Source organism: Pseudomonas sp. LjRoot277 (assembly GCF_964253845.1).
Lineage (GTDB): Bacteria > Pseudomonadota > Gammaproteobacteria > Pseudomonadales > Pseudomonadaceae > Aquipseudomonas.
The window spans coordinates 4,687,420-4,709,878 of sequence record NZ_CAXURI020000001.1; the positions used below are offsets into that span (position 1 = coordinate 4,687,420).

Annotated in this window: 21 protein-coding genes; 16 read left to right on the forward strand and 5 right to left on the reverse strand. The window is 61.3% G+C overall.

Features of this window, described 5'->3' with window-relative positions:
* The first annotated feature begins 160 nt into the window (after positions 1-160).
* Complete coding sequence (locus tag ACSQ87_RS22100) at positions 161-667, forward strand: RNA polymerase sigma factor (protein ID WP_223430611.1); 507 nt, start codon at positions 161-163, stop codon at positions 665-667.
* Positions 664-1,416: an anti-sigma factor family protein gene (locus tag ACSQ87_RS22105; protein ID WP_436274370.1), complete on the forward strand. Its 753-nt coding sequence runs from the start codon at positions 664-666 to the stop codon at positions 1,414-1,416. The genes ACSQ87_RS22100 and ACSQ87_RS22105 overlap by 4 nt, the downstream gene beginning before the upstream one ends.
* A 136-nt stretch (positions 1,417-1,552) precedes the next feature.
* Here ACSQ87_RS22105 and ACSQ87_RS22110 read toward each other — a convergent pair whose 3' ends face one another.
* Entirely contained in the window at positions 1,553-2,389 is an 837-nt protein-coding gene (locus tag ACSQ87_RS22110; RefSeq protein ID WP_046057146.1) for an IclR family transcriptional regulator, read from the reverse strand.
* A 244-nt stretch (positions 2,390-2,633) separates the two neighbouring features.
* On the opposite strand from ACSQ87_RS22110, the gene ACSQ87_RS22115 reads away from it, so the two are divergent.
* The 9 genes from ACSQ87_RS22115 (at position 2,634) to ACSQ87_RS22155 (ending at position 12,143) form a co-directional block, all read left to right on the forward strand.
* The gene (locus ACSQ87_RS22115; protein ID WP_223430615.1) at positions 2,634-3,659 is read left to right on the forward strand and encodes an ABC transporter ATP-binding protein; all 1,026 of its coding nucleotides are present in this window, start codon (positions 2,634-2,636) and stop codon (positions 3,657-3,659) included.
* Entirely contained in the window at positions 3,656-4,525 is an 870-nt protein-coding gene (locus ACSQ87_RS22120) for an ABC transporter permease (RefSeq protein ID WP_223430616.1), read from the forward strand. Before ACSQ87_RS22115 ends, ACSQ87_RS22120 begins: the two co-directional genes overlap by 4 nt.
* Before the next feature lie 6 nt (positions 4,526-4,531).
* Positions 4,532-5,326, forward strand: coding sequence for an ABC transporter permease (locus ACSQ87_RS22125; protein ID WP_033057243.1), 795 nt, complete (start codon positions 4,532-4,534; stop codon positions 5,324-5,326).
* Positions 5,327-5,333: 7 nt separating this feature from the next.
* The gene (locus tag ACSQ87_RS22130) at positions 5,334-5,624 is read left to right on the forward strand and encodes a (2Fe-2S)-binding protein (RefSeq protein WP_223430617.1); all 291 of its coding nucleotides are present in this window, start codon (positions 5,334-5,336) and stop codon (positions 5,622-5,624) included.
* A gap of 148 nt (positions 5,625-5,772) precedes the next feature.
* Positions 5,773-7,128, forward strand: a complete 1,356-nt coding sequence (locus ACSQ87_RS22135) for an NAD(P)/FAD-dependent oxidoreductase (RefSeq protein ID WP_223430618.1) — start codon at positions 5,773-5,775, stop codon at positions 7,126-7,128.
* Entirely contained in the window at positions 7,125-8,240 is a 1,116-nt protein-coding gene (locus ACSQ87_RS22140; protein WP_223430619.1) for an NAD(P)/FAD-dependent oxidoreductase, read from the forward strand. Before ACSQ87_RS22135 ends, ACSQ87_RS22140 begins: the two co-directional genes overlap by 4 nt.
* Before the next feature lie 18 nt (positions 8,241-8,258).
* The gene (locus ACSQ87_RS22145; protein ID WP_223430620.1) at positions 8,259-9,305 is read left to right on the forward strand and encodes an ABC transporter substrate-binding protein; all 1,047 of its coding nucleotides are present in this window, start codon (positions 8,259-8,261) and stop codon (positions 9,303-9,305) included.
* A gap of 261 nt (positions 9,306-9,566) precedes the next feature.
* The gene (gene zapE / locus ACSQ87_RS22150; protein WP_223430621.1) at positions 9,567-10,694 is read left to right on the forward strand and encodes a cell division protein ZapE; all 1,128 of its coding nucleotides are present in this window, start codon (positions 9,567-9,569) and stop codon (positions 10,692-10,694) included.
* A gap of 135 nt (positions 10,695-10,829) precedes the next feature.
* Entirely contained in the window at positions 10,830-12,143 is a 1,314-nt protein-coding gene (locus tag ACSQ87_RS22155; RefSeq protein WP_436274371.1) for a leucine-rich repeat-containing protein kinase family protein, read from the forward strand.
* Positions 12,144-12,270: 127 nt separating this feature from the next.
* Here the strand turns inward: ACSQ87_RS22155 and ACSQ87_RS22160 are convergent, their stop codons facing one another.
* A complete protein-coding gene (locus tag ACSQ87_RS22160; protein WP_046032546.1) occupies positions 12,271-12,978 on the reverse strand; it encodes a YebC/PmpR family DNA-binding transcriptional regulator in 708 nt (235 codons plus the stop codon).
* A 233-nt stretch (positions 12,979-13,211) separates the two neighbouring features.
* Between ACSQ87_RS22160 and ACSQ87_RS22165 the strand changes: the two genes are divergently transcribed.
* The gene (locus ACSQ87_RS22165) at positions 13,212-14,636 is read left to right on the forward strand and encodes a type VI secretion system Vgr family protein (protein ID WP_436274372.1); all 1,425 of its coding nucleotides are present in this window, start codon (positions 13,212-13,214) and stop codon (positions 14,634-14,636) included.
* A gap of 3 nt (positions 14,637-14,639) precedes the next feature.
* Here ACSQ87_RS22165 and ACSQ87_RS22170 read toward each other — a convergent pair whose 3' ends face one another.
* Together ACSQ87_RS22170 and ACSQ87_RS22175 are read right to left on the reverse strand one after the other, a co-directional pair.
* Positions 14,640-16,031, reverse strand: a complete 1,392-nt coding sequence (locus ACSQ87_RS22170; RefSeq protein WP_436274373.1) for an FAD-dependent oxidoreductase — start codon at positions 16,029-16,031, stop codon at positions 14,640-14,642.
* A 10-nt stretch (positions 16,032-16,041) separates the two neighbouring features.
* Entirely contained in the window at positions 16,042-17,367 is a 1,326-nt protein-coding gene (locus tag ACSQ87_RS22175) for an MFS transporter (RefSeq protein ID WP_436274374.1), read from the reverse strand.
* Between the two features lie 268 nt (positions 17,368-17,635).
* On the opposite strand from ACSQ87_RS22175, the gene ACSQ87_RS22180 reads away from it, so the two are divergent.
* Positions 17,636-18,508 (forward strand): LysR family transcriptional regulator, encoded by an 873-nt coding sequence (locus ACSQ87_RS22180; RefSeq protein WP_046047564.1) that lies wholly within the window; start codon positions 17,636-17,638, stop codon positions 18,506-18,508.
* 103 nt (positions 18,509-18,611) lie between these two features.
* On the opposite strand, the gene ACSQ87_RS22185 is transcribed toward ACSQ87_RS22180, so the two are convergent.
* Positions 18,612-19,475 carry a LysR substrate-binding domain-containing protein gene (locus ACSQ87_RS22185; protein ID WP_436274375.1) on the reverse strand — a complete coding sequence of 288 codons (864 nt, stop codon included), beginning with the start codon at positions 19,473-19,475 and terminating at the stop codon, positions 18,612-18,614.
* Between the two features lie 109 nt (positions 19,476-19,584).
* Here ACSQ87_RS22185 and ACSQ87_RS22190 point away from each other — a divergent pair, with 109 nt between their 5' ends.
* From ACSQ87_RS22190 to ACSQ87_RS22200, 3 genes are all read left to right on the forward strand, one after another.
* Entirely contained in the window at positions 19,585-20,694 is a 1,110-nt protein-coding gene (locus ACSQ87_RS22190; protein ID WP_436274376.1) for a 2-aminoethylphosphonate--pyruvate transaminase, read from the forward strand.
* 195 nt (positions 20,695-20,889) lie between these two features.
* Positions 20,890-21,717 carry a phosphonoacetaldehyde hydrolase gene (phnX, locus tag ACSQ87_RS22195; protein WP_436274377.1) on the forward strand — a complete coding sequence of 276 codons (828 nt, stop codon included), beginning with the start codon at positions 20,890-20,892 and terminating at the stop codon, positions 21,715-21,717.
* A 186-nt stretch (positions 21,718-21,903) separates the two neighbouring features.
* Positions 21,904-22,452, forward strand: a complete 549-nt coding sequence (locus ACSQ87_RS22200) for a cytochrome b (RefSeq protein ID WP_095128893.1) — start codon at positions 21,904-21,906, stop codon at positions 22,450-22,452.
* Positions 22,453-22,459: the final 7 nt, after the last annotated feature.

Consider the following 22,459-nt stretch of genomic DNA (forward strand, 5'->3'; position numbering starts at 1 on the left):
TTTTGGCGAGTGGCTGTTGTTGCCAGACAAGGCGCCGCGACGCGTCATAGCTCGCTATGGCAAGGAGCGGCAACGCAGTATGGCGACAACAGACGCCGCCAAAAAGGAAACGTATTTGTGAGACCGGACACCCCCTAGCGTAGTGACTAGCCAGAACTTCATGAACGATATCGACGAACAACTGCGAGAAATCATTCCCAGATTGCGCCGGTTTGCCGTGTCGTTGACGCGCAATCCCAGCAGCGCCGACGACCTGGTGCAGTCTTGCCTTGAGCGCGCGCTGTCGAGTTGGAGCGACAAACGCCCCGAGGGCGACTTGCGCGCCTGGTTGTTTTCGATTCTGTATCGACAGTTTCTCGATGCTCACCGGCGCTCCCGGCGTTATGCACGGATGCTCGAATTCTTTACCGGGCGTGACGATTCACAGCCGTCGGTGGAACGCACCGTGATCGCCCAATCGACCCTGAAAGCCTTCGATCAACTCAGCACTGAACAACGTGCCCTGCTGCTCTGGGTCTCGGTCGAAGGCTTGAGTTATAAAGAAGTCGCCGAGATTCTCGACGTCCCCACCGGCACCGTGATGTCCCGCCTGTCCCGTGCCCGTCAGGCCTTGCGCCAGCTGAGCGACGGCGAAATCACCCGCCCTTCTCTGCGGAGACTCAAATGATCAGCCTGCCCCCAAGCGAGCGTGACCTGCACGCCTACGTCGACCAGCAACTCAGCGATGCCGACCGACGTCTGGTGGAGACTTTTCTGGCCAGCAACTCGCAAGTGGCTGCACAAGTGCGCGCCTGGCAGCAGGACGCCCAGCAATTGCGCGCGGCATTGAGCGGCGCCCTGCAGCAACCGGCCAACCCGGACCTCGACCCGGCGCTGATTCGCCAACACCTCAAACGACAATCTCGCCGTCACCTGGCCAGCGCTGCCGTGTTGCTGATTGCGGTCAGCGTCGGCGGGTTCAGCGGTTGGCAAGCCCGGGAGATGACGCTCGTCAGTGCCCAACTGCCGATGACCGACGCCCTGCAGGCCTATCGCCTGATTGCCCAGCAAGGCATCCTGCCGGCCGACTACAAAGTCAGTGACGACGGTGATATGCAGGGTTGGCTCGACCGCTATTTCACTCAGGCCAATCGCTTGCCTGACCTTTCGGGCGCAGGTTTCAAACCGATCAGCGGACGCTTGCTGAGCACCGAGCAAGGGCCGGCGGCGATGGTGGTTTACGAGGATCAAAGCGGCCATAAAGTCAGCTTCTACGTCCGCCCACCAGGACCGAAAAACTACCTGTTACCGAGGGGCAGTCGCAGCGATGGCGAGTTGCAGGCCGAGTACTGGTCAGGGGGCGGGTACAACTACGCGATGGTCAGCCCGAGCGATACGCCGGCGGCGCAGATGCTCAAGCAAACCGTGCAGTTCTGAACACACCACCAATCAAATGTGGGAGCGGGCTTGTTCGCGAATGCGGTGTGACAGTCCACATTAATATTGACTGATTAACCGCATTCGCGAGCAAGCCCGCTCCCACATTGGATCTGTGACGGTTTGAAGATTGTGTTCAACCCTGCCCGAACACCTGCGAAGGCCGACGCAGCAACGGGTCGAACGGATTGATCCGCGGCCCGATCAGCGCCGCTTCGCGCTTGAGCATTTCCACCACCGTCGGCAAGCGATCCGGCCCCAGCCGATCACTCACGGTCGCCACACTCAGTGCCGCCACGGCCCGCCCTTCACGATCCAGAATCGGCACCGCCACCCCGGCCATGCCCTGCAACACGCCGGTGTTGCGCCCGGCATAACCCAGTTTGCGCACATTCTCGACTTCCGAGCGCAGGAACACCTCGTCGTACAGGTGGAAATCCTTGAGCCGCGGCAAGTTGTAGTGAATCACCGTGTCGCGCTCTTCTTCCGGCAGGAACGCCAGAATCGCCAGACTACCCTGCCCCACACCCAGCGCCACCCGCCCGCCAATGTCACCGGTAAAGGTGCGGATCGGAAACGGCCCTTCGCTGCGATCCAGGCAGATCGCATCAAAACCACTGCGCGCCAGCAAGAACAACGAATCCCCCAACGACGCCGACAGCCGCAGCAGCGCCGGACGCACCAGTTCGCGCAGGTTTCCGGTATTCCCGGCGCGGGCCGCCAGCGCAAAAAACTCCAGACTCAAGCGATAGCGTTTGCTGCGCGCATCCTGCTCGACCATGCCCTCATCCATCAGGCTGCGCAGCAATCGGTGCGTGGTCGGTTGCGACAATCCGATGCGCTGGGCCAGTTGCGTCACCCGCTCCCCGCCCTCGACGGTGTCACCCAGACTGCGCAGCACGGCAAACAGTCTGGAGACTGCGCCAACACCGACATCACTTTTGTTTTCATTCCGCTCAATGGAATCTGTCATGGGTTTTCTCGAGTATTAATTTACTCACCGAATGAAACTGAAAATAGTCATCGCTTCAGTGAAATAGGCCATTGAGCCCATCCTATTCTTCGTCCTACTCTGCGTCCAGACAGGGGCGATTCGAACAACAGCGGCAGCCGACTGAAGTCGAGCGCCAACGCACCCAGCAAGACCTTTTCGTATCTGCCCATACAAAAAAGCGCGCCTTCGGGCGACGCATAACAATCTCAGGTGGAGCGCAGTTATGGCTTTTGTGCAACTTGAAGGACTCGGCAAACGTTACGGTGAGATCGACGCCGTCGTTGCTACCAACCTCTCGGTCGAGAAAGGCGAGTTCGTCTCGCTGCTCGGCCCCTCTGGATGTGGCAAAACCACCACCCTGCAAATGATCGCCGGCTTCGTCGAAGTCAGCAGCGGACGCATTGTGCTGGACGGTCGCGACATCACCCACGCCAAACCCGCCAGCCGTGGTCTGGGCGTGGTGTTCCAGAGTTACGCGCTGTTCCCGCACATGACCGTGAAAGACAACGTCGCCTTCGGCCTGCGCATGCGCAAAGTGGCCAACGGCGAGTTGCAGCAGCGAGTGGACCGGGTGCTGAAACTGGTGCGCCTCAACCAGCATGCCGAGCGTTACCCGCGAGAACTCTCCGGCGGCCAGCGTCAACGCGTTGCATTGGCTCGGGCCTTGGTGATCGAGCCGCCGGTGCTGCTGCTCGATGAACCGCTGTCCAACCTCGACGCCAACCTGCGCGAAGAGATGCAATTCGAGATCCGCCGCATCCAGCGCGAAGTCGGAATCACCACGCTGATGGTCACCCATGACCAGTCCGAAGCGCTGTCCATCAGCGACCGGGTGGTGGTGATGCAGGCCGGGCGCATCACCCAGATCGACGCGCCCTACACCCTTTACGAACACCCGCGCACCGAGTTCATTTCCGGTTTCGTCGGCAAGGCCAATCTGCTGCCGGGCGAGCGTGACAGCGCCGGAGTCGTTCAAGTCTGCAACCGTGGCGACGGCGCACTGACCTTGAGCCTGCGCCCGGAAAAAATCGATCTGCGGGACAAAGGCCAGGGCCGTCTGCAAGGCAACATCGTCAGTCGCTTCTTTCTCGGCAGCCAATGGCTTTATGGCGTTTCGACGACCCTGGGCGAACTCAGTGTGGTGCGCCGCAACGACGGTTCGGCACCGCTGACCGAAGGCACGGCGGTCGGGCTGGACTGGGACGCAACGTTGCTGCGGGTGCTGAGTGTCGACGAGGTGCCGGCATGAGTACGCTTGTCGCCATTCGCCAGGGACGCCAGGGTTATTGGCTGTCGGCACCGGCCCTGGCCTTGTACCTCAGCCTGTTGGTTATCCCGCTGCTGCTGACCTTGGTGCTGTCGTTCAACGTCTTCGACTACAGCTCGGGGATCAACGGCGACGCCTACACCCTCGATCACTACAGCAGCCTGCTGGGCGACCCGTATTTCTACGAAATCTTTCTGCGCACGATGTGGATCAGCGCCCTGACCACCCTGCTCTGCGTGGTGATCGGCGTGCCCGAAGCCTACATCCTCAGCCGCATGGGCACGCCTTGGCGCTCGATTTTCCTGATTCTGATCCTCACCCCGCTGCTGATTTCGGTGGTGGTGCGCGCCTTCGGCTGGAGCCTGTTGCTGGGTGCCGACGGCCTGGTCAATCAGATCCTGCAAGCCTTCGGTGGCTCGCCGATGAAGCTGCTGTACACGCCGTTCGCGGTGGTGATTGCGCTGGTCCACGTGATGCTACCGTTCATGATCATTCCGGTCTGGACCTCGTTGCAAAAACTCGACCCGGCCGCCGAGCAGGCCGCGATGTCCCTCGGTGCCAGCCACTTCACCGTGATGCGCCAAGTGGTGCTGCCGCAGATCATGCCCGGCGTGCTCTCGGGCACCTTGATTGTGTTCGGTCTGGCCGCCAGTTCGTTTGCCATCCCCGGCCTGCTCGGCGGACGCCGGATAAAAATGGTCGCCACGCTGATCTATGACCAGTACCTGTCGGAGCTCAACTGGCCGATGGGCGCGGCCATCGCCGTGGCCCTGCTGTTGCTCAACCTGCTGATCATGCTGTCGTGGAACCGGATGATCGAAGGCCGCTACAAGAAGTCATTGGGATAACTCGTCATGTCCAAGAACGGTCCTTTCGCCCTGCTGTTCCATACCCTTGTGGTGCTGTTCATGCTGGCGCCGCTGGTGGTGGTCTGCCTCGTGGCCTTCACCCCGGAAAACACCCTGAGCCTGCCGACCACGGAGTTTTCCCTGCGCTGGTTCCGCGCGGTGTTCGAGCGTGCAGACTTTGTCGATGCGTTCTACAACAGCCTGATCCTGGCGTTCTGCGCGGCCAGTCTGGCGACGTTGATTGCGGTGCCGGCGGCGCTGGCGATCACGCGCTTCGAGTTCCCCGGCCGGGATTTTTTCAATGGTCTGTTCCTGTCGCCGATCATCATTCCGCACTTGGTGCTGGGTGTCGCATTACTGCGCTTGTTTGCGCTGATGGGGGTCAACGGCAGCTTCGCCTGGCTGATCTTCGCCCATGTGCTAGTGATCACACCGTACGTGCTGCGACTGGTGCTGGCGTCGGCCATCGGCCTGGATCGCAGCGCCGAACACGCCGCGCAATCGCTCGGTGCCGGGCGCTTCACGCTGTTTCGGGAAATCACCTTGCCGATGATTCTGCCGGGGGTCGCCGGTGGTTGGTTGCTGGCGTTTATCAATAGTTTCGATGAGGTCACGCTGTCGATCTTCGTCACCTCACCGGCCACGCAAACCCTGCCGGTGCGGATGTACGTGTATGCCACCGAATCCATCGATCCGATGATGGCGGCGGTGTCGGCACTGGTGATCGGGCTGACCGCGCTGACGATGATTTTGCTCGACCGGGTCTACGGCCTGGATCGGGTTCTGGTGGGCAAACAATGAGGGCGCCATGGCTCTGCTGAAACGACTGGCCGAAGGCGACCGCCCGGCCCTGGACTTTACCCTCGACGGCACGCCGGCTACCGGCCTGCTCGGCGACACCTTGCTGACAGCGGTGCTGACCTGCAGCGAACACTTGCGTGGCAGCGACTTCAGCGCCGAACCCCGCGCCGGTTTTTGCATGATGGGTGCCTGTCAGGACTGCTGGGTTCGACTGGGCGATGGTCGACGCGTGCGCGCCTGCTCGACGTTGCTCGAAGCCGGGCAGCAGATCAGCCGCGAACCGGGGCGCACGGTATGAACACCCAATCTACCTGCACAAACCGGATTCCCTGTGGGAGCGGCGGTGCGACGATTCGACTTGCTCGCGAAAGCGTCGTGTCAGCCACCACACCTATTGAATGTGCCGCCCTCTTCGCGAGCAAGCCCGCTCCCACAGGGGGTTGGGTATGAATTCCGTGATCATCATCGGTGCCGGTCCGGCCGGTATACGTGCCGCACAAACCCTGGTCACCCACGGCGTTCACCCGGTGCTGCTGGACGAAGCAGCACGCGGTGGCGGGCAGATTTATCGTCGCCAACCGGCCAACTTCAAGCGTTCGCCGGTCAAGCTGTATGGCTTCGAAGCCGGCAAGGCCAACGCGCTGCATCAGACGATTGATGAGCTGCGCGAGCAACTCGATTACCGCCCTGAAACCCTGGTATGGAACGCCGAAGACGGTGCGCTCGACACCTTGCATGAGGGCCGCGCCTCGCGGCTGGCGTTCTCCCGCGTGATCGTTGCCACGGGCGCCACCGACCGGATTCTGCCGGTACCGGGCTGGACCCTTCCGGGGGTTTACAGCCTCGGCGCCGCGCAGATTGCCCTCAAGTTTCAAGGCTGTGCCATCGGTGAACGCGTGGTGTTCGCCGGCAGTGGACCGTTGCTGTACCTGGTGGCGTATCAATACGCCAAGGCCGGCGCCAAGGTGGTCGCAGTACTCGACAGCTCGCCGTTCAGCGCTCAGGCCCGCGCTTTGCCCGGCCTGCTCTCGCAACCGGCCACCCTGGCCAAAGGCATCTATTACCGCAGCTGGCTGACCGCCCACGGCATCCCGGTGCATCAGGGCGCCAGCCTGAAACGCATCAATGGCGAACAACGTGTGCAATCGCTGAACTGGTCCAACTCAAAGGGTGAACAGCCACTCGATTGCGACGCCGTCGCCTTCGCCCACGGCCTGCGCAGTGAAACCCAACTCGCCGACCTGCTCGGCTGTGATTTCGCCTGGAACCCGCTCAACCGCGCCTGGCTGCCGCAGCGTGACAGCACCGGTCGCAGCAGTGTCGCCGAGGTTTACCTGGCCGGTGACGGCGCCGGCATCATGGGCGCCGACGCAGCGGAAATGGCTGGCGAACGCGCGGCCCTGGCGTTGCTCGAAGATATTGGTTACCTGATCCCGCCGCAACGCGGGGCGCAATTGGAGCAGGCGCTGGGGCGGATCGACACCTTCCGCCAAGGCCTGGAACGGGCCTTCGTCTTTCCCGAGCACTGGGCCGCCGATGCCCCGAATGACGTGATGATCTGCCGCTGCGAAGAAGTGCGGGCCGGCGACATCCGTCAGGTCGTGCGCGAGGGCCATTGGGAGATCAACCGGGTCAAGGCGCATTGCCGGGTTGGCATGGGCCGCTGTCAGGGACGGATGTGTGGCGCCGCCGCCGCGGAAATCATTGCCTGCGAAAGCCAGCGCTGCGTGTCCGACATCGGCAGGCTTCGGGCTCAGGCGCCGATAAAACCCCTGCCGTTTGGTCTGGAGGTCGAGTCATGATTGAAGTCGATGCCGTCATCATTGGCGGCGGTATTGTCGGTTCCTCCGCCGCGCTGTTTCTGAGCAAGGCCGGGCGTCGCGTGGCGCTGCTGGAGCGGGACTTCTGTGGCTCGCATTCCAGCGGCGTGAACTACGGCGGCGTGCGGCGCCAGGGACGACCGCTGTCGCAACTGCCGCTGTCGCAACGGGCCCATGACATCTGGGGGCAACTGCCGCAGCTGATTGGCATCGACGGTGAGTATCAGCGCAGCGGCCACTTGAAACTGGCCCGCAGCCTCAACGACCTGCACGCCTTGCAAGACTATGCCGTCAGCAGTCGGGGCTTTGGCCTCGATTTGCAGGTACTCGAACGCACTGAATTACGCGCACGTTTTCCGTGGGTCGGCGAGGTGGCGGTCGGGGCCTCGTTTTGCCCCGATGACGGTCATGCCAACCCGCGACTGGTCTCCCCGGCGTTCGCCCGGGCGGCGCGGCGACATGGCGCGCAGGTCCATGAACAATGCCCGGTGACGGCGGTGGAACACGACGGCCAACGCTTTCGCATCAGCACGCAAACCGGTCTGGAGCTGCAAGCGCCCTGGCTGCTGAATTGCGCCGGAGCCTGGGCCGGCAGCCTGGCAGAACAATTCGGTGAGGGCGTGCCGATGCACGCCGGGCACCCGGCGATGCTGGTTACCGAGCCCTTGCCGCTGGTGATGAATGCCAGCACCGGGGTCGAGGGCGGCGGTATCTATGCGCGTCAGGTCGCTCGCGGCAATTGCGTGTTGGGTGGCGGTCAGGGTTTTGCCCTCGACGACGCTCGCGCCCGGCCCGGTCAACACGCCGTGATCGAGATCCTGCGTCAGGCCGTCGAGCTTTACCCGTTTCTTGAAGGCGCCCAGGCGATTCGCACCTGGAGCGGCACCGAAGGTTACCTGCCCGATCGCCAACCGGTGATCGGCCACAGTGGCACTCAACCCGGTCTGTTGCACGCGTTCGGCTTCGCCGGCGCAGGTTTTCAGATCGGCCCCGCGGTGGGCCAGGCGCTCACTGAAATCATCTGCAGCGGCGCCTCAAAGACGTCGCTGGATGCGTTTTCCATCACCCGGTTTCACTCCATCTCCGTTGCTTGATAGAGGAAGGTCGCGCCAATGAATAACGTCAAACGCACTGCACTGCTCGGTATTTCCTGCATGAGCGCCCTGCTCACGGTCAGCCAGGCCCAGGCCGAACCGACGCTTTACCTGGGCATGAACGGCGGGACCATGGAGCGGCTCTACGCCGACAAGGTGCTGCCGGTTTTCGAGAAGGCCAACAACGTCAAAGTGGTGATTGTGCCCGGCACCTCCGCCGATATTCTGGCCAAGGTCCAGGCCAGCAAAGGCAACCCGCAGATGCACGTGATGTTCCTCGACGACGGCATCATGTACCGCGCCATCGCCATGGGGCTGTGCGACAAACTCGAAGACAGCGCACCGCTGGCGCAGATTCCGCCCAAGGGCCGCATCAAGGATCAAGCCGTGGCGGTCAGCCTCGGCGTGACCGGGCTGGCGTACAACACGCGGTTGTTCAAGGAGAAAGGCTGGACCGCGCCGACCTCGTGGATGGACATGGCCGACCCGCGCTTCAAGGACAAACTGGTGTTCCAGTCGATGGCCTCTTCGACATTCGGCCTGCACGGCTTCCTGATGTTCAACCGGATTCAGGGCGGCAGCGAAACCGACGTCGAGCCGGGCTTCAAGGCTTGGCCGAATACAGTCGGGCGCAACGTGCTGGAGTACATTCCGAGCTCGGCGAAGATTTCCGAAATGCTTCAGACCGACGAAGCCGCGCTGTTCCCGCTCACGCCGACCCAGGTCACCGCCCTGAAACTCAAGGGCATGCCGGTGGAATATGCGCAACCGAAGGAAGGCGCCGTGGTGCTCAACGTGGCCGAATGTGCCATCGCCAACAACACCCAGCCGGAACTGGCACAGAAACTCGCCGCCTTCTTGCTGACACCTGAAGCGCAGGCCGCTGCACTTGAGGACGGCGACCAGATCCCGTCCAACCCCAATACCCCGACCACCGACAAGACTCGCGGCCAGGTGGAAGCGATGAAGCAGTACCTGACCACGGCCATTGCGATTGATTGGGATCAGGTCAACGAACAGCGCCCGGCATGGAATGCGCGGTGGAGTCGCAGTATCGAGCGGTAACTTCCGGCATAGCGCTATCTATGTAGCAGCTGCCGAGCCTGCGAGGCTGCGTTCGGCTGCGAAGCAGTCGCCAATCCATTCCCTACGGTTTACCTGAATGACCGCGGTGTTTGGTTTTACGACTGCTCCGCAGCCGAACGCAGCCTCGCAGGCTCGGCAGCTGCTACAGGTCGACACAACTGGAATGAAAATTCCCCATTTGGTTACACTACGGCGCGGCAGCTCGGGAAGCCGGCATGAAGATTACGGGGTGAAATCACAGTGGCCGTTCGACCGCCAAACCGTTCGCGACTCACACCACGCTGGCCTGCGCTACGCCGCTTGTTCGGCAAGTCATCGGCGGCATCCGCCGGTAACACCGCGACCGGTCGAGTCATCCACGACTACTTCCACCGCAAGGCTCATTCCCAGGGCTACACCCTCAGCCATAGCCAACTGCGCGTCATCGACTGCATGGCGCAACACGCCGCAGCGCTGTCGGGCACCTCGGCAAAAACGTTTCCCGGCCTTTACCTGCACGGCGCCGTGGGGCGCGGCAAGAGCTGGCTGCTCGACGGTTTTTTCCAGGCCCTTCCCATCGCGGAAAAACAACGTCTGCATTTTCATGAGTTTTTAGCGCACCTTCATCAAGGGATGTTCAGTCATCGCGATCAGCCCGATGCGCTGGAAACCACCCTCGACGAACAGCTGCGCGATTGCCGGGTGCTGTGTTTCGACGAGTTTCATGTCCATGACATCGGCGATGCGATGCTCATCACCCGGCTGTTCAAGGCATTGTTCCGCCGAGGCATCCTGCTGCTGGTCACTTCCAATTACCCACCGGAGGGACTGCTGCCCAACCCGCTGTACCACGCGCGCTTCAAACCGGTGATCGACCTGATCAACGCACGCATGCAGGTCATGGAGGTCGGCGGCCCCCACGACTACCGCAGTCAGGTCAGAACCCACGCCCAGCAGCTGTTTACCCAGGGACAGTACGTCTGGCCAGCCACGCTGGCGCAGCGTCAATCGTTGAACCTGCCCGAACGCGACGCGCCGGCCATTTCACTGCCCGTCGGGACACGCAACCTTCAGGCCCGACACTGCGAAGGGCGAACCATCGGTTTCACCTTCGGCGATCTGTGCGACCAACCCATCGCGGTTATGGATTACCTGGAGCTGTGCCGACGTTTCGATCACTGGTTCATCGATGAACTGCCCAACCTCGCCGATTGTTCCATCGCCGCCCAACAGCGCTTCATCAACCTGGTCGACGTCCTGTACGACCGGGACAAGCACCTGATTCTGCTCGGGCAGCAGTCTTTGCGCGAAAGCCTGGGCGGCGATGCCATCGATCTGGCGCGCACGCGCAGCCGGTTGGGGCAGTTGGTCGAAGTCAGGGAACCGTAGGTTTTGTGGTGCAGCTCAGGACGCTATCGCGAGCAAGCTCGCGAAGGCGGCCTGACAGACACCACACTTTTCCGGCTATCATGGCGCCCATTTTCTGGCCCCCGCGCCCTCCTCCCGATCAAAGTGAATCTGTTCATGGATACCCTTGCCCAACTGCGCGCCGGCCAACTGTCGGGCATCACCCGCCTGGACCTCACCGGCGGCCTGACGGAGTTTCCGCGAGAAATCTTCGACCTGGCGGACTCGCTGGAAGTCCTCAACCTCAGTGGCAATGCGTTGAGCAGCCTGCCGGACGACTTGCACCGCCTGACCCGTTTGCGCGTGTTGTTCTGCTCGGACAATCTGTTCACCGAACTGCCCGACTGCCTGGGCCAATGCGCCGCACTGACGATGGTCGGCTTCAAGGCCAACCGCATCGAACGCGTGCCAGGCGCGGCCCTGCCACCGTTGCTGCGCTGGCTGATCCTGACCGATAACCGCATCACTGAACTGCCCGCCGAGCTGGGTCAACGCCCGCACCTGCAAAAACTCATGCTCGCCGGCAACCGCTTGCAACGTTTGCCGGAAAGCTTGCGTCATTGCCATCGACTCGAATTGATCCGCATCGCCGCCAACCGGTTGACCGAATTGCCCGAGTGGCTGCTGTCCCTGCCGAGCCTGACCTGGCTGGCGTACGCCGGTAACCCGCTGGAGACCGAAGCCGATGCGGCCGCGCTCGAAGCCACGCCCCACATTCCGTGGTCCGAACTGCGTCTGGAGCAGCAATTGGGCGAAGGCGCGTCGGGGGTGATTCATCGGGCTATTTGGGATCGACAGGACCAACCGGCTACACAGGTCGCGGTCAAACTCTACAAAGGCGAAATGACCAGCGATGGCTCGCCGTTGCACGAAATGAACGCCTGCATCACCGCCGGTAGTCACCCCAACCTGATCCGGGTTGAAGGGCGCGTCGTCGGCCATCCGGAAGCCCAGGCCGGACTGGTGATGCAACTGATCGATCCGAGTTATCGCAATCTGGCGGGGCTGCCGAGCCTGGCGTCATGTACCCGCGACGTTTACGCCAATGACACCCGGTTCAGCGCGGGTGTGGCATTGCGCATCGCCTGTGGCATTGCCTCGGCAGCCGAGCATTTGCACCAGCATGGCATCACCCACGGCGACCTCTACGGCCACAATATTCTGTGGAACGAGCACGGTAATTGCCTGCTGGGGGATTTCGGCGCGGCGTCGTTCCATGCCACCTCGGACAACCTTGAAAGCCGTGCGCTGCAACGGATCGAAGTGCGAGCGTTTGGTATTTTGCTGGGGGAATTGTTGGAGCGGATCGACTCGGGGTTGAGCGATGAAGGTCGTATGCAGCTGGAGCAATTGCAGCGGCGCTGCTGTCAGCCGCAGGTGCTGGAGCGACCGGGGTTCAGCGAGATTGTGCAGGAATTGAATCGCTGGTGACCGCTACGCGGTCAATCGCGAGCAGGCTCGCTCCTACAGGTTTTGTGTCGAACATATAATTTTTATTCAACACAACCTACTGTGGGAGCGAGCCTGCTCGCGATGGCGGTATCACTGAAAAATCAAATTAACCCGCCAACCCGACAAACATGTCCTGCACGTCATCGTGGTTATCGAGGCCTTCGAGGAAGGCTTCGACTTCAGCCATCTGCTCATCGCTCAGGCCGCTGACCGGGTTTTTCGGCTGATAACCCAACTTGGCCGACAACACGGTGAACCCTTGCTCGGGCAGGGCTTTCTGCACGGCGTCCAGGTCCGCAGGCTCGGTCAGGAACAGGGTCGTACCCTCTTCTTCGCCCGGCTCGAAATCCTGGGCACCGGCTTCGATGGCGGCCATTTCCGGATCGGCGTCAGGGCTGTCCGGGGACGCCTCGATCATGCCGACATGGTTGAAGTCCCACGCTACCGAACCGGAAGCGCCCAACTGGCCCTTGCGGAACGCAACACGAATTTCAGCAACGGTGCGGTTGATGTTGTCGGTCACGCATTCAACGATCAGCGGCACCTGATGCGGTGCGAAGCCTTCATAGGTCACGCGATGGTATTGCACGGTTTCGCCCAACAGGCCCGCGCCTTTCTTGATCGCGCGATCCAGGGTTTCCTTGGGCATCGAGGCTTTCTTGGCCTGCTCGACCACCAGACGCAGGTGTGCGTTGGTGGCAGTATCGGCACCGTTGCGGGCAGCAATGGTGATTTCTTTCACCAGTTTGCCGAAGATCTTGCCCTTGGCGTTGGATGCCGCTTCTTTGTGTTTAACCTTCCACTGTGCGCCCATTACTCACTCTCTTGATCTGTGGCGCCGAGACATCTATTGGCCGACGCATGGCGCCAAGTTTATACGGCCTAAAGTTGGCAATCGACCAAAAATTCCATCCTGTTTACCCGCGTGACGAATCGACATCTTCACCGGCAGTTGTAGGGCGATTCTGAAACTTCGATTTGCGGTGACCATAAAGGGCTGTGGTTTCGTACCCTCAGCGCCCGAATTCCATGGCAGAAGCGCGTTCGATGCACAACGACAAGGAAAGTCCCTTCACCCTGACACTTCTCGACGGCGATTTAAGTTTGCAGGTGTTGCAGTTCAGTGGCCGAGAAGCCCTCAACCAGCCCTATCGATTCGACATCGAAGTGATCGGCCTCGCACCGGCCATGAACCTCGACCGATTGCTGCAACAGCCGGTGTTCCTCAGCCTGATGGAGGGCCAGGGTATACATGGCGTACTTCACAGTGCCAGTCGCGAGCATCGCGGCCCACACCGAATCGGCTACAAACTGGTGCTGGTGCCCTACCTTCAATGGCTCGACCGACAGCGTTCACGCCGCGTCTTTCATCACCTCAGCGTACCGATGATCCTGCGCCAACTGCTGGAGGAACATGATGTACCCGAGGGGAGCTATCGCTTCGAATTATCCAACGGACACTATCCCGTCCGGCCTTTTTGCATTCAGTACGAGGAGAGCGATCTGGCATTGCTGCAACGGCTATGTGAAGAAGAGGGCATTCACTATCACTTCGAACATCAGCGCGACGGGCATGTGCTGGTCCTGGCGGATGACAGTCTGAGTTTCCCCCAGGAACCCGTCCTTACGCCTTTCCAGGGCGACGCGCCCGAAGACAGTGACGTGCCGGTGATCAGTGAGTTGTTCCAGCGCCATGACTCGCCGCCCTTTCCCTCACGACTGGAGACCAGGAACCGTGGCTCGCAAAACCCCGACGAGGGAGCGGCCAACCACGCGTTCAGCACACCATTGCCGGTGATGGTCCGGCCCGCGGCCGAGCACATCCATCACGATCAACTAAGCCGACGACAACTGGAACGTCTGCGTTGCCAGCACCTGCAGATCCACGGTCAAAGCAACCAGAGCGCACTGCGCAGCGCACGGATAGTACAGGTATCGGAGCATCCACTGCCGAATTTCAACGATCAATGGCTGATCACCGAAACCCGACATCAGGGGCAGCAGCCTTCGATTCTTGCCACCGACAAACCCGTTACTGTCCGCCATTACCGCAATCAGTTCACCGCCATTCCCTGGTCAACGGTCTTCAGGCCCGCGCTCAAACAGACCCGGCCGAGCATCCCGGGCTATCAGCCCGCGCGGGTGCTGGGTCCGGCCGGGCAGCCGGCGGCGCTGGATGATCGAGGTCGAATACAGGTCAGGCTGTGGCCAACAGCGGAAGCGGATCCGCTTGAATCTGCCGGTCTCTGGTTACCGGTGGCCCTTGCGACGCCGGACGGTCGGATTGACCCGTCCAGCCTGCCAAAGGCCGGCAGCGATGTCCTCATCAGTTTTCTCGACAGTGACCCGGACCGCCCGGTGTTGTGCGTCGGCATGGGCCATCACCCGCGCACTCGGTCTGTTCCCGCGCCACGCCGCGATAGCCACTTGCTGCTCGATTGGCTGGTCAATCGCTCGGACCTCACGCCCTGACACTCAGCCCTTGTCGGCCTTGCCTGCCGCCGCCGCGAACTTTGCCAGACGCACATCCAGATGCCGTGGCCGATGCCCATGATCCTCGGCGCGCTCCTTGCGGCGAATGGCGTTGCGCACCATCAGGGAGCCGAGGTAACGAATCGGTTCCGGCGGAAACAAGCCCAACGGGCCGTTGACCAAAGGCGAACGGGTCCAGGCGTTGTCCAGTCCCTGGACCATCGAGGCGAGAATCTGCCCGCCCATATGACACGGGCCAACCCCGCTGCCGGAATATCCGAAACCATAAAACACGTTGCCGCTGGCGCTCATCTGGCCGAAGAACGGCAAACCGGTGACGGAGCGATCAGACGGACCGTTCCAGGTCGCCTCGACCTTGACCTGGGCAAACGCCGGAAAGAACTCGTTCAGGCTGTGCTGCAACAAACCGGCATAGGGCGATGGCTGATCGAATACCGGCAACATTCGCCCGCCGTAAGCAAAGGTATTACCGCCCTTGCCGAGCATGATTCGGCCGTCCGGGGTGTTGTGGTAGTAGTGCACGAAAATCCGCGAATCGAGCACGGTGACGCCGCTGGTCAAACCGATCTCGTTGAGCAGATCGGGGCGTGGTTCGGTGATCAGCATGTCGCTGGAAACAATCGCCACACTGCGCTCGAACTGTGGAAACGCCCGGGCCATCCAGGCGTTCATCGCCAGTACCACGCGATCCGCGCGAACGGTGCCGTTCGGGGTTTGTATTCCCGCAGGCTTGCCCTCCTGCAAGCCGGTCATGGCGGTGCGCTCGTGAATCCTCACGCCGAACTGCAAGGCGACCCGGCGCAAGCCGCGCACCAGTTTGCCCGGCTGCACACTGGCCGCCGCCGGGGAAAACCAGCCTTCCAGATGTTTGCTGGAACCGGCCATGCGTTGCACATCGGCCACCGGCCGTTGGGTGAAAGAGTTGATGCCATTGCGCTCCAACGCCGCGATCACGGCATCGGTCGAGCCGCATTGGGCACGGTTGGTGGCGGTGTAGAGCGTACCGTCGAGACGGTAATCGGCGTCCACCGCGTACTGCTCGCAAAAGGCGCCGATGGCATGGATGCTGCGCTCCGATTCCTTGACCAGTCGCACGGCTTCTTCGACGCCGAACAGCCGTTCAAGGGTGAAGTACTTGGCCGACCACGACAGTGCACAACCACCGTTGCGGCCACTGGCGCCGGCGCCGCAGATATCAGCCTCGATCAGCAGCACATCCAGCTCGGGGTTCTGTTCCTTGAGCATGATCGCGGTCCACAACCCGGTGTAGCCGCCGCCGACGATGCAGACATCGGCGCGGGTGTCTCCCACCAAGGGCTCGCATGGCGCGCAGGACTCGGCCGCCAGCGCCTGTTCCAGCCAGAAAGGTCTCATGGGTCAATCCTTAAGTACGCAGAGGTTTTACGGTGATCGGTTGGTTAGGCACGAAAACGCTTTCGACACGCAGGCCAGCCGGGCGGCTGTTCCAGTGCGGGATCAGCACCAGGGCCGAAAACAACGCGCAGCCAGCGAAGACGATGAACACGGTGACCGAGTCGAAGTAGCCCGGCAGCAATCCACCGAGAATCGCCCCGACCGAACCGCAACCGTTGACGAAACCAGCCGCTGTGGCGCCCGCCTTGGCGGTGCCGAAATCGATCGCGGCCGCGCCGCTGATCATCGAGTCCGGTCCGTACAGGGTCAGGCCCATGACGAACAGCAGCGCCACCACCAGCATCACGCTGCCGGTATGCAGGGCGCCCATGAACAAGGCCAGGGTGACGGTCAACGCCAACAGGCTGAGCACGCACGCCGGCATGCGTCGGGCGCCGAACACTTTGTCCGAAGCCAGGCCCAGCAGAATCGGCCCGAGCAACCCGGCCAGTTCAAACGCGGTCGGAATGATCGCCGCGCCGACCTTGCCCACCGAGGGCATCTGCTCGAAGACGATCACCGGGCCCCAGAGCAGAATCGCGTAGCGTGCCGGTTTCAGCAGAAAGTACGCCAGGCCCAGCACCAGTACGGTGCGGTTGCGCAGAATTTCTTTTAACGGTTCCAGCATGCTGATCTTGCTTTGCGCGTCGGCCTCTTGCGCCGTCAGTTGCGGCTCCGGTTCCACCGCCGGCAAGCCAACATCTTCCGGTTTGTTGCGCTGAAAAATAAAAAACAGCACGGCGACCAGCCCAACCACCGCCGCACTGGAAAAGAACGCCGCATGCCAGGTGCCGATCAGCGTATACGCCCACCAGCCAGCAAACGGCGAAGCCACCAACCCACCAAAGGCGTAGCAGGAACTCCACAACCCCAGCACCCGCCCGCGCTGTTCAGAGGGAAAGAAACTGCCGAGGTTCTTGCACAGCCCGGACCAGCCGGTGGACTGGGCAAACCCTTGAATCAACATGCAGGTGGCGAAGATTGGCAACGTCGCGAAACTGCCCATCACCAAGGCTGCCGCTGCTGAAATCAGCAACCCGCCAAACACTACGACCCTTGGGCCAAAGCGGTCGGCCAGGATGCCCCAGGTGAATTGCCCGATGGCGTAAGCCGTGAGGTAGATGGCGTCGAGGTTGGCCATGGCCATTTTGTCGAGCATGAAGGTGGGGTCTTCTGCGATCCCCAGTTTTGCCACGGAAAAAGCTTTGCGGGTGAAGTAGAAAGCGGCGTAAGCGAGCCAGGTGATCGCGAAAATCTGCACGCGCCAACGCTTGATAGTGCCGATGTGCTTGTTCATGGTGGTTCTGACCTCAGGGTGTGAGTGTGCCGGCAGAAATTGAGAAATAACGCCTGTTTTTTTATTGTTGAGCACTTCGATATCGCAGCTTCCCTGAGGCGATATCGGTCAGATGAGTCCTGCTGTTGCACGCACAGGCTCATGGCCGCCGACGCTGTTCGACTGACCAGTCACCGGGGCTGAGGTGGATAAAAACAATTACTGATTAATAAGTGAAATCGATTTATCGTATTTCCAATATAAGCTCAGCTTGTTACTGGAGGTTTCGATGTCGGTTTCCCACGCCCAGCTCAAAGCCTTCCATGCCGTGGCCGTGCACGGAAGCTTTACCAAAGCCGCCGAGCGGCTATTCCTCACGCAACCGGCGATTTCCGACCAAGTGCGCAAACTCGAAGAGCGTTTCGGTGTGCTGCTGTTCCACCGCAACAAACGTTCGGTCCGGCTGACGGATTTGGGCGAGCGGTTGCTGAGCATTACTCAGCGGCTGTTCGTCATCGAGGCCGAGGCGCAGGAGCTCTTGCATGACTCCAGGGCCTTGCAGACTGGCAGCCTGATTCTCGCGGTGGATGCGCCAGTGCACGTGTTGCCGCAGATTGCTCGCTTTTGTGAACGCTACCCCGGCATCAGCGTGAAGATCGAAACCGGCAACACCGATGAATCGCTGTTTCGGTTGTTCAACTACCAGGCCGACCTGGCGTTGTTGGGTCGCGATGTCAGCGACGAACGACTGATTTCCTTACCGCTGCGCAATGACCCGATGGTGGCGTTCGTTTCGCGAAATCATCCGTGGGCCGACCGCGAGTCGATTTGCCTCGCGGATCTGGATGACACGCCATTGGTGCTGCGGGAAATCGGCTCGGTGACGCGCCAGACGCTGGAAGAAGAAATGGCTCAGGCAGGTTTTCGCATTCGCCCGGCGATTCAGGTTGAAGGTCGGGAGGCGGCGCGGGAGGCGGTGGTCGTGGGGATTGGCGTTGGTGTTGTATCAGCCGCCGAGTTCGGTGCGGACTCGAGGGTTTGCGCATTGCCGATTACCGACTGCAAACGACGATTGACCGAGACACTGGTGTGCTTGCGCGAGCAGAGTTCGCGGCGGGTGGTGGCGACGTTTCTCGAGATGGTTCGCGAAAGTCTTGTGTAGGCAGGCCCGGCCCCTTCGCGAGCAAGCCCGCTCCCACAGGGATTTTGTGAACGCTGGAGATCCAATGTGGGAGCGGACTTGCTCGCGAAGGCCGCGCCGCGGTTCAACTGGATGGCGCCAAGTCGAAAAACGCCTGTATCAAGCGCAAATCCCGTCGCCGTTCCATGCATCCAATCATGTGTCGGTTAACCAACCCTTCACCAAGAATCGGCACCGCCGCCACCCGAGGGTCATGACTGACCTCCACCGACGACACCACGCCAACCCCCAACTCTGCGGCGACGGCTTCGGTCACCGCCTCGCGACTGTCCAGCTCCAATAACACCCGTGGACTGACTTTTGCCGCCGCGCACGCCTCGTCGAAGGTGCGCCGGGTGATCGAACTCGGCTCGCGCAACACCATGATCACCTGATCCAGCGCTTTGAGCGGCACGCCCTTGGACATCTGCGCCCAGGGATGACCGTCGGGCACCAGCGCACAAATCCGTGATTCGCTCAAGTCTTGCAAATGCAGCCCCTTGCGCGGTTCGACCTCGGTCAGCACCGCCACGTCGGCATGCTCCGACAGCAACGCCGCCAAGGTTTCCTGAGCATTGCCCAGCCGCAGGTTCACGGTAATGCCGGGATACCGCGCGCGCAGGCTGGCGAGCATCGGCATGACCATGTGCGGGCCGTCCGCCGCAACCTCCAGACGCCCGGTCAGCAATTGCCGGTTCGCTTCCAGCATCACCTGCGCTTCTTCAGCCAGACCGAACATTGCCCGGGTGATCGCGGCCAGTTTGGTGCCCTCCTCCGTCAGCTCCACCCGTCGTGCGGTGCGCCGCAACAGGGTGATCTGGTAATGCTCCTCCAGCGCCTTGATGTGCCCGGTGACCGCCGGTTGGCTGATGAACAGTCGCGCGGCGGCCCGGGTGAAGCTGCCCTCGCGGGCCACCGCATCGAATGCGCGGAGCTGGAACAGGTTCATGAATAACCCTCACTGATGGCTGGCATAACAACAAACAATTTGATTGATAGCACGGCAAATTGCAATTTAAGCCCCGTAGCTTCATCCCATCGACTGCGAGGACACGAGAATGAGTACTGCCGAACCCATCCTGCTCACCCCCGGACCACTGACCACATCGGCCCGCACCCGTCAGGCGATGATGGTCGACTGGGGTTCATGGGATGACCGCTTCAATCAACTGACCGCCAGCCTGTGCGAACAACTGCTGGTGATCATCAGCGGCGGCGACAGCCACTACTGCGTGCCCCTGCAAGGCAGCGGAACCTTCGCGGTCGAAGCGGCGATCGGCACCCTGGTGCCTCGCGACGGTAAAGTTTTGGTACTGATCAACGGCGCCTATGGCAAACGCCTGGCGAAAATCTGCGAAGTGCTCGGCCGCTCCTTCAGTACCTTTGAAACCGCCGAAGACGAACCGACCACCGCCGCCGACGTCGACCGCCTGCTGCGTGCCGACGCCAGCATCACCCACGTCGCGCTGATTCACTGCGAAACCAGCACCGGGATCCTCAATCCGCTGCCGGAAATCGCCCACGTCATCGCGCAACACGGCAAACGCCTGATCATCGACGCCATGAGCTCCTTCGGCGCGCTGCCGATTGACGCGCAACAGGTGCCGTTCGATGCGCTGATCGCCGCCTCGGGCAAATGCCTGGAAGGCGTGCCGGGAATGGGCTTTGTCTTCGCTCGCAAAGAAGCGCTGGCCAATGCCGCCGGTAACTCGCATTCCCTGGCGATGGACCTTTTCGATCAGCACACCTACATGGCCAAGACCGGCCAGTGGCGCTTCACCCCGCCGACCCACGTGGTCGCCGCGCTGCACGAAGCCCTGCTGCAATACAACGAAGAAGGTGGTTTGCCCGCCCGGCATCAGCGCTATGCCAACAACTGCCAAGTGCTGCTCGATGACATGGCCAAGCTCGGAATTCGCAGCTTCCTGCCCGCCGCAATCCAGGCGCCGATCATCGTCACCTTTCATGCGCCGAAAGATCCGCGCTACCAATTCAAGGAATTCTACGAACGCGTCAAGGCCAAGGGTTTCATCCTCTACCCCGGCAAATTGACCCAGGTCGAAACCTTCCGCGTCGGCTGCATCGGCCACGTCAACCAGGCCGAGATGCACGCGGCCGTGTCGGCTATCGCCGAAGTACTGCGCGAGATGGAAGTCCTCGAAATCTGATTCACACCGATCTGCAGCAGCTGTCGAGCCTGCGAGGCTGCGTTCGGCTGCGAAGCAGTCGTAAAACCATCCACCTCGGTGTTTTTAGATGAACCGAGTCGCCAGAGTTAACGACTGCTGCGCAGCCGAACGCAGCCTCGCTGGGGCTCGACAGCTGCTACAGGGCTCTTCATTCCCCAATACAGGATTTGAGACATGAACTACGCAAACCCAACCAAGCTGCAAGCCGCCATCCTCGACTGGGCCGGCACCGTGGTCGACTTCGGCTCCTTCGCACCGACACAGATTTTTGTCGAAGCCTTCGCCGAGTTCGACGTCCAGGTGTCCATCGAAGAAGCCCGCGGGCCGATGGGCATGGGCAAGTGGGACCACATCCGCACCCTGTGCGATCAGCCGCAAGTCGCCGAACGTTATCGCACAGTGTTTGGCCGTACGCCGACCGACGATGACGTCACCGCCATCTACAAACGCTTCATGCCCCTGCAAATCGAGAAAATCGCCGAGCACTCGGCGCTGATTCCGGGCGCATTGGACACCATCGCCAATCTGCGTCAGCAAGGGATCAAGATCGGTTCCTGCTCCGGCTACCCGAAACAGGTCATGGACAAGGTTGTCGAGCTGGCCGCCACCAACGGCTACGTCGCAGATCACGTGGTCGCCACCGACGAAGTGCCCAACGGCCGTCCATGGCCGGCCCAGGCGCTGGCCAACGTGATCGCCCTCGGCATTGATGATGTCGCAGCCTGCGTGAAGATCGACGACACCGTGCCGGGCATTCTTGAAGGTCGTCGTGCCGGCATGTGGACCGTGGCGCTGATCTGCTCGGGCAACGCGCTGGGCCTGGACTACGAAGGTTACCGCGCCCTCGGCAGCGACCAACTGGACAGCGAACGCAAGCGCATCCACGGGATGTTCGAAGGCTCGCGGCCGCACTACATGATCGACACCATCACCGATTTGCCGGAAGTGATCGCCGATATCAACAAACGTCTGGCCAACGGCGAGATGCCGCAAACCAGCTGATTGCGCCTGTCACCGCATAAAAAAGCGCCAGTTCCTGAACGGAACTGGCGCTTTTTTGTGGCCAACCACTTGATCCAGAGCATTGAACGCCCAAATAGCCACAGGCAAATCCACCAAAGCGGATTACAGTTAACGCACACCGTCTAACAAGAACGGTGGCTCGACCTGACCTGTGAGGAACACCGTATGCCCTGGAAGAACTCCGACTCACGCTACAGCACCGTATCGATCACCCTGCATTGGTTGATGCTGGTCCTGCTGGCGCTGGTTTATGCCTGTATCGAATTTCGCGGGATCTTTCCAAAAGGCAGTGGCGGGCGGACGCTGATCGTTGAATCGCACTTCATGCTCGGTCTGACAGTGTTCGTACTGGTGTGGCTGCGCTTGTTCGCGCGCAGCCTGGGCCCGGCACCGCAAATCTTCCCGGCCTCGCCTCACTGGCAGACCGTGTTGGCCAAACTGATGCACTGGGCGCTGTACATTTTCATGATTGCCATGCCGATTCTGGGCTGGCTGGTCACTAGCGCAAAAGGTCACCAAGTGATGTTCTACGGCTTCGACCTGCCGTTGCTGATCGCGGAGGACAAGGCGTTGGCCAAGCAGATCGAGGGTTGGCATGAACTCGGCGGCACCATTGGATACTGGCTGATTGGCCTGCACGCCGTGGCGGGGATTTATCACCACTATGTAGTGGGTGATAACACCTTGCTGCGGATGATGCCCAAGCGCGGGTGAATCCGGC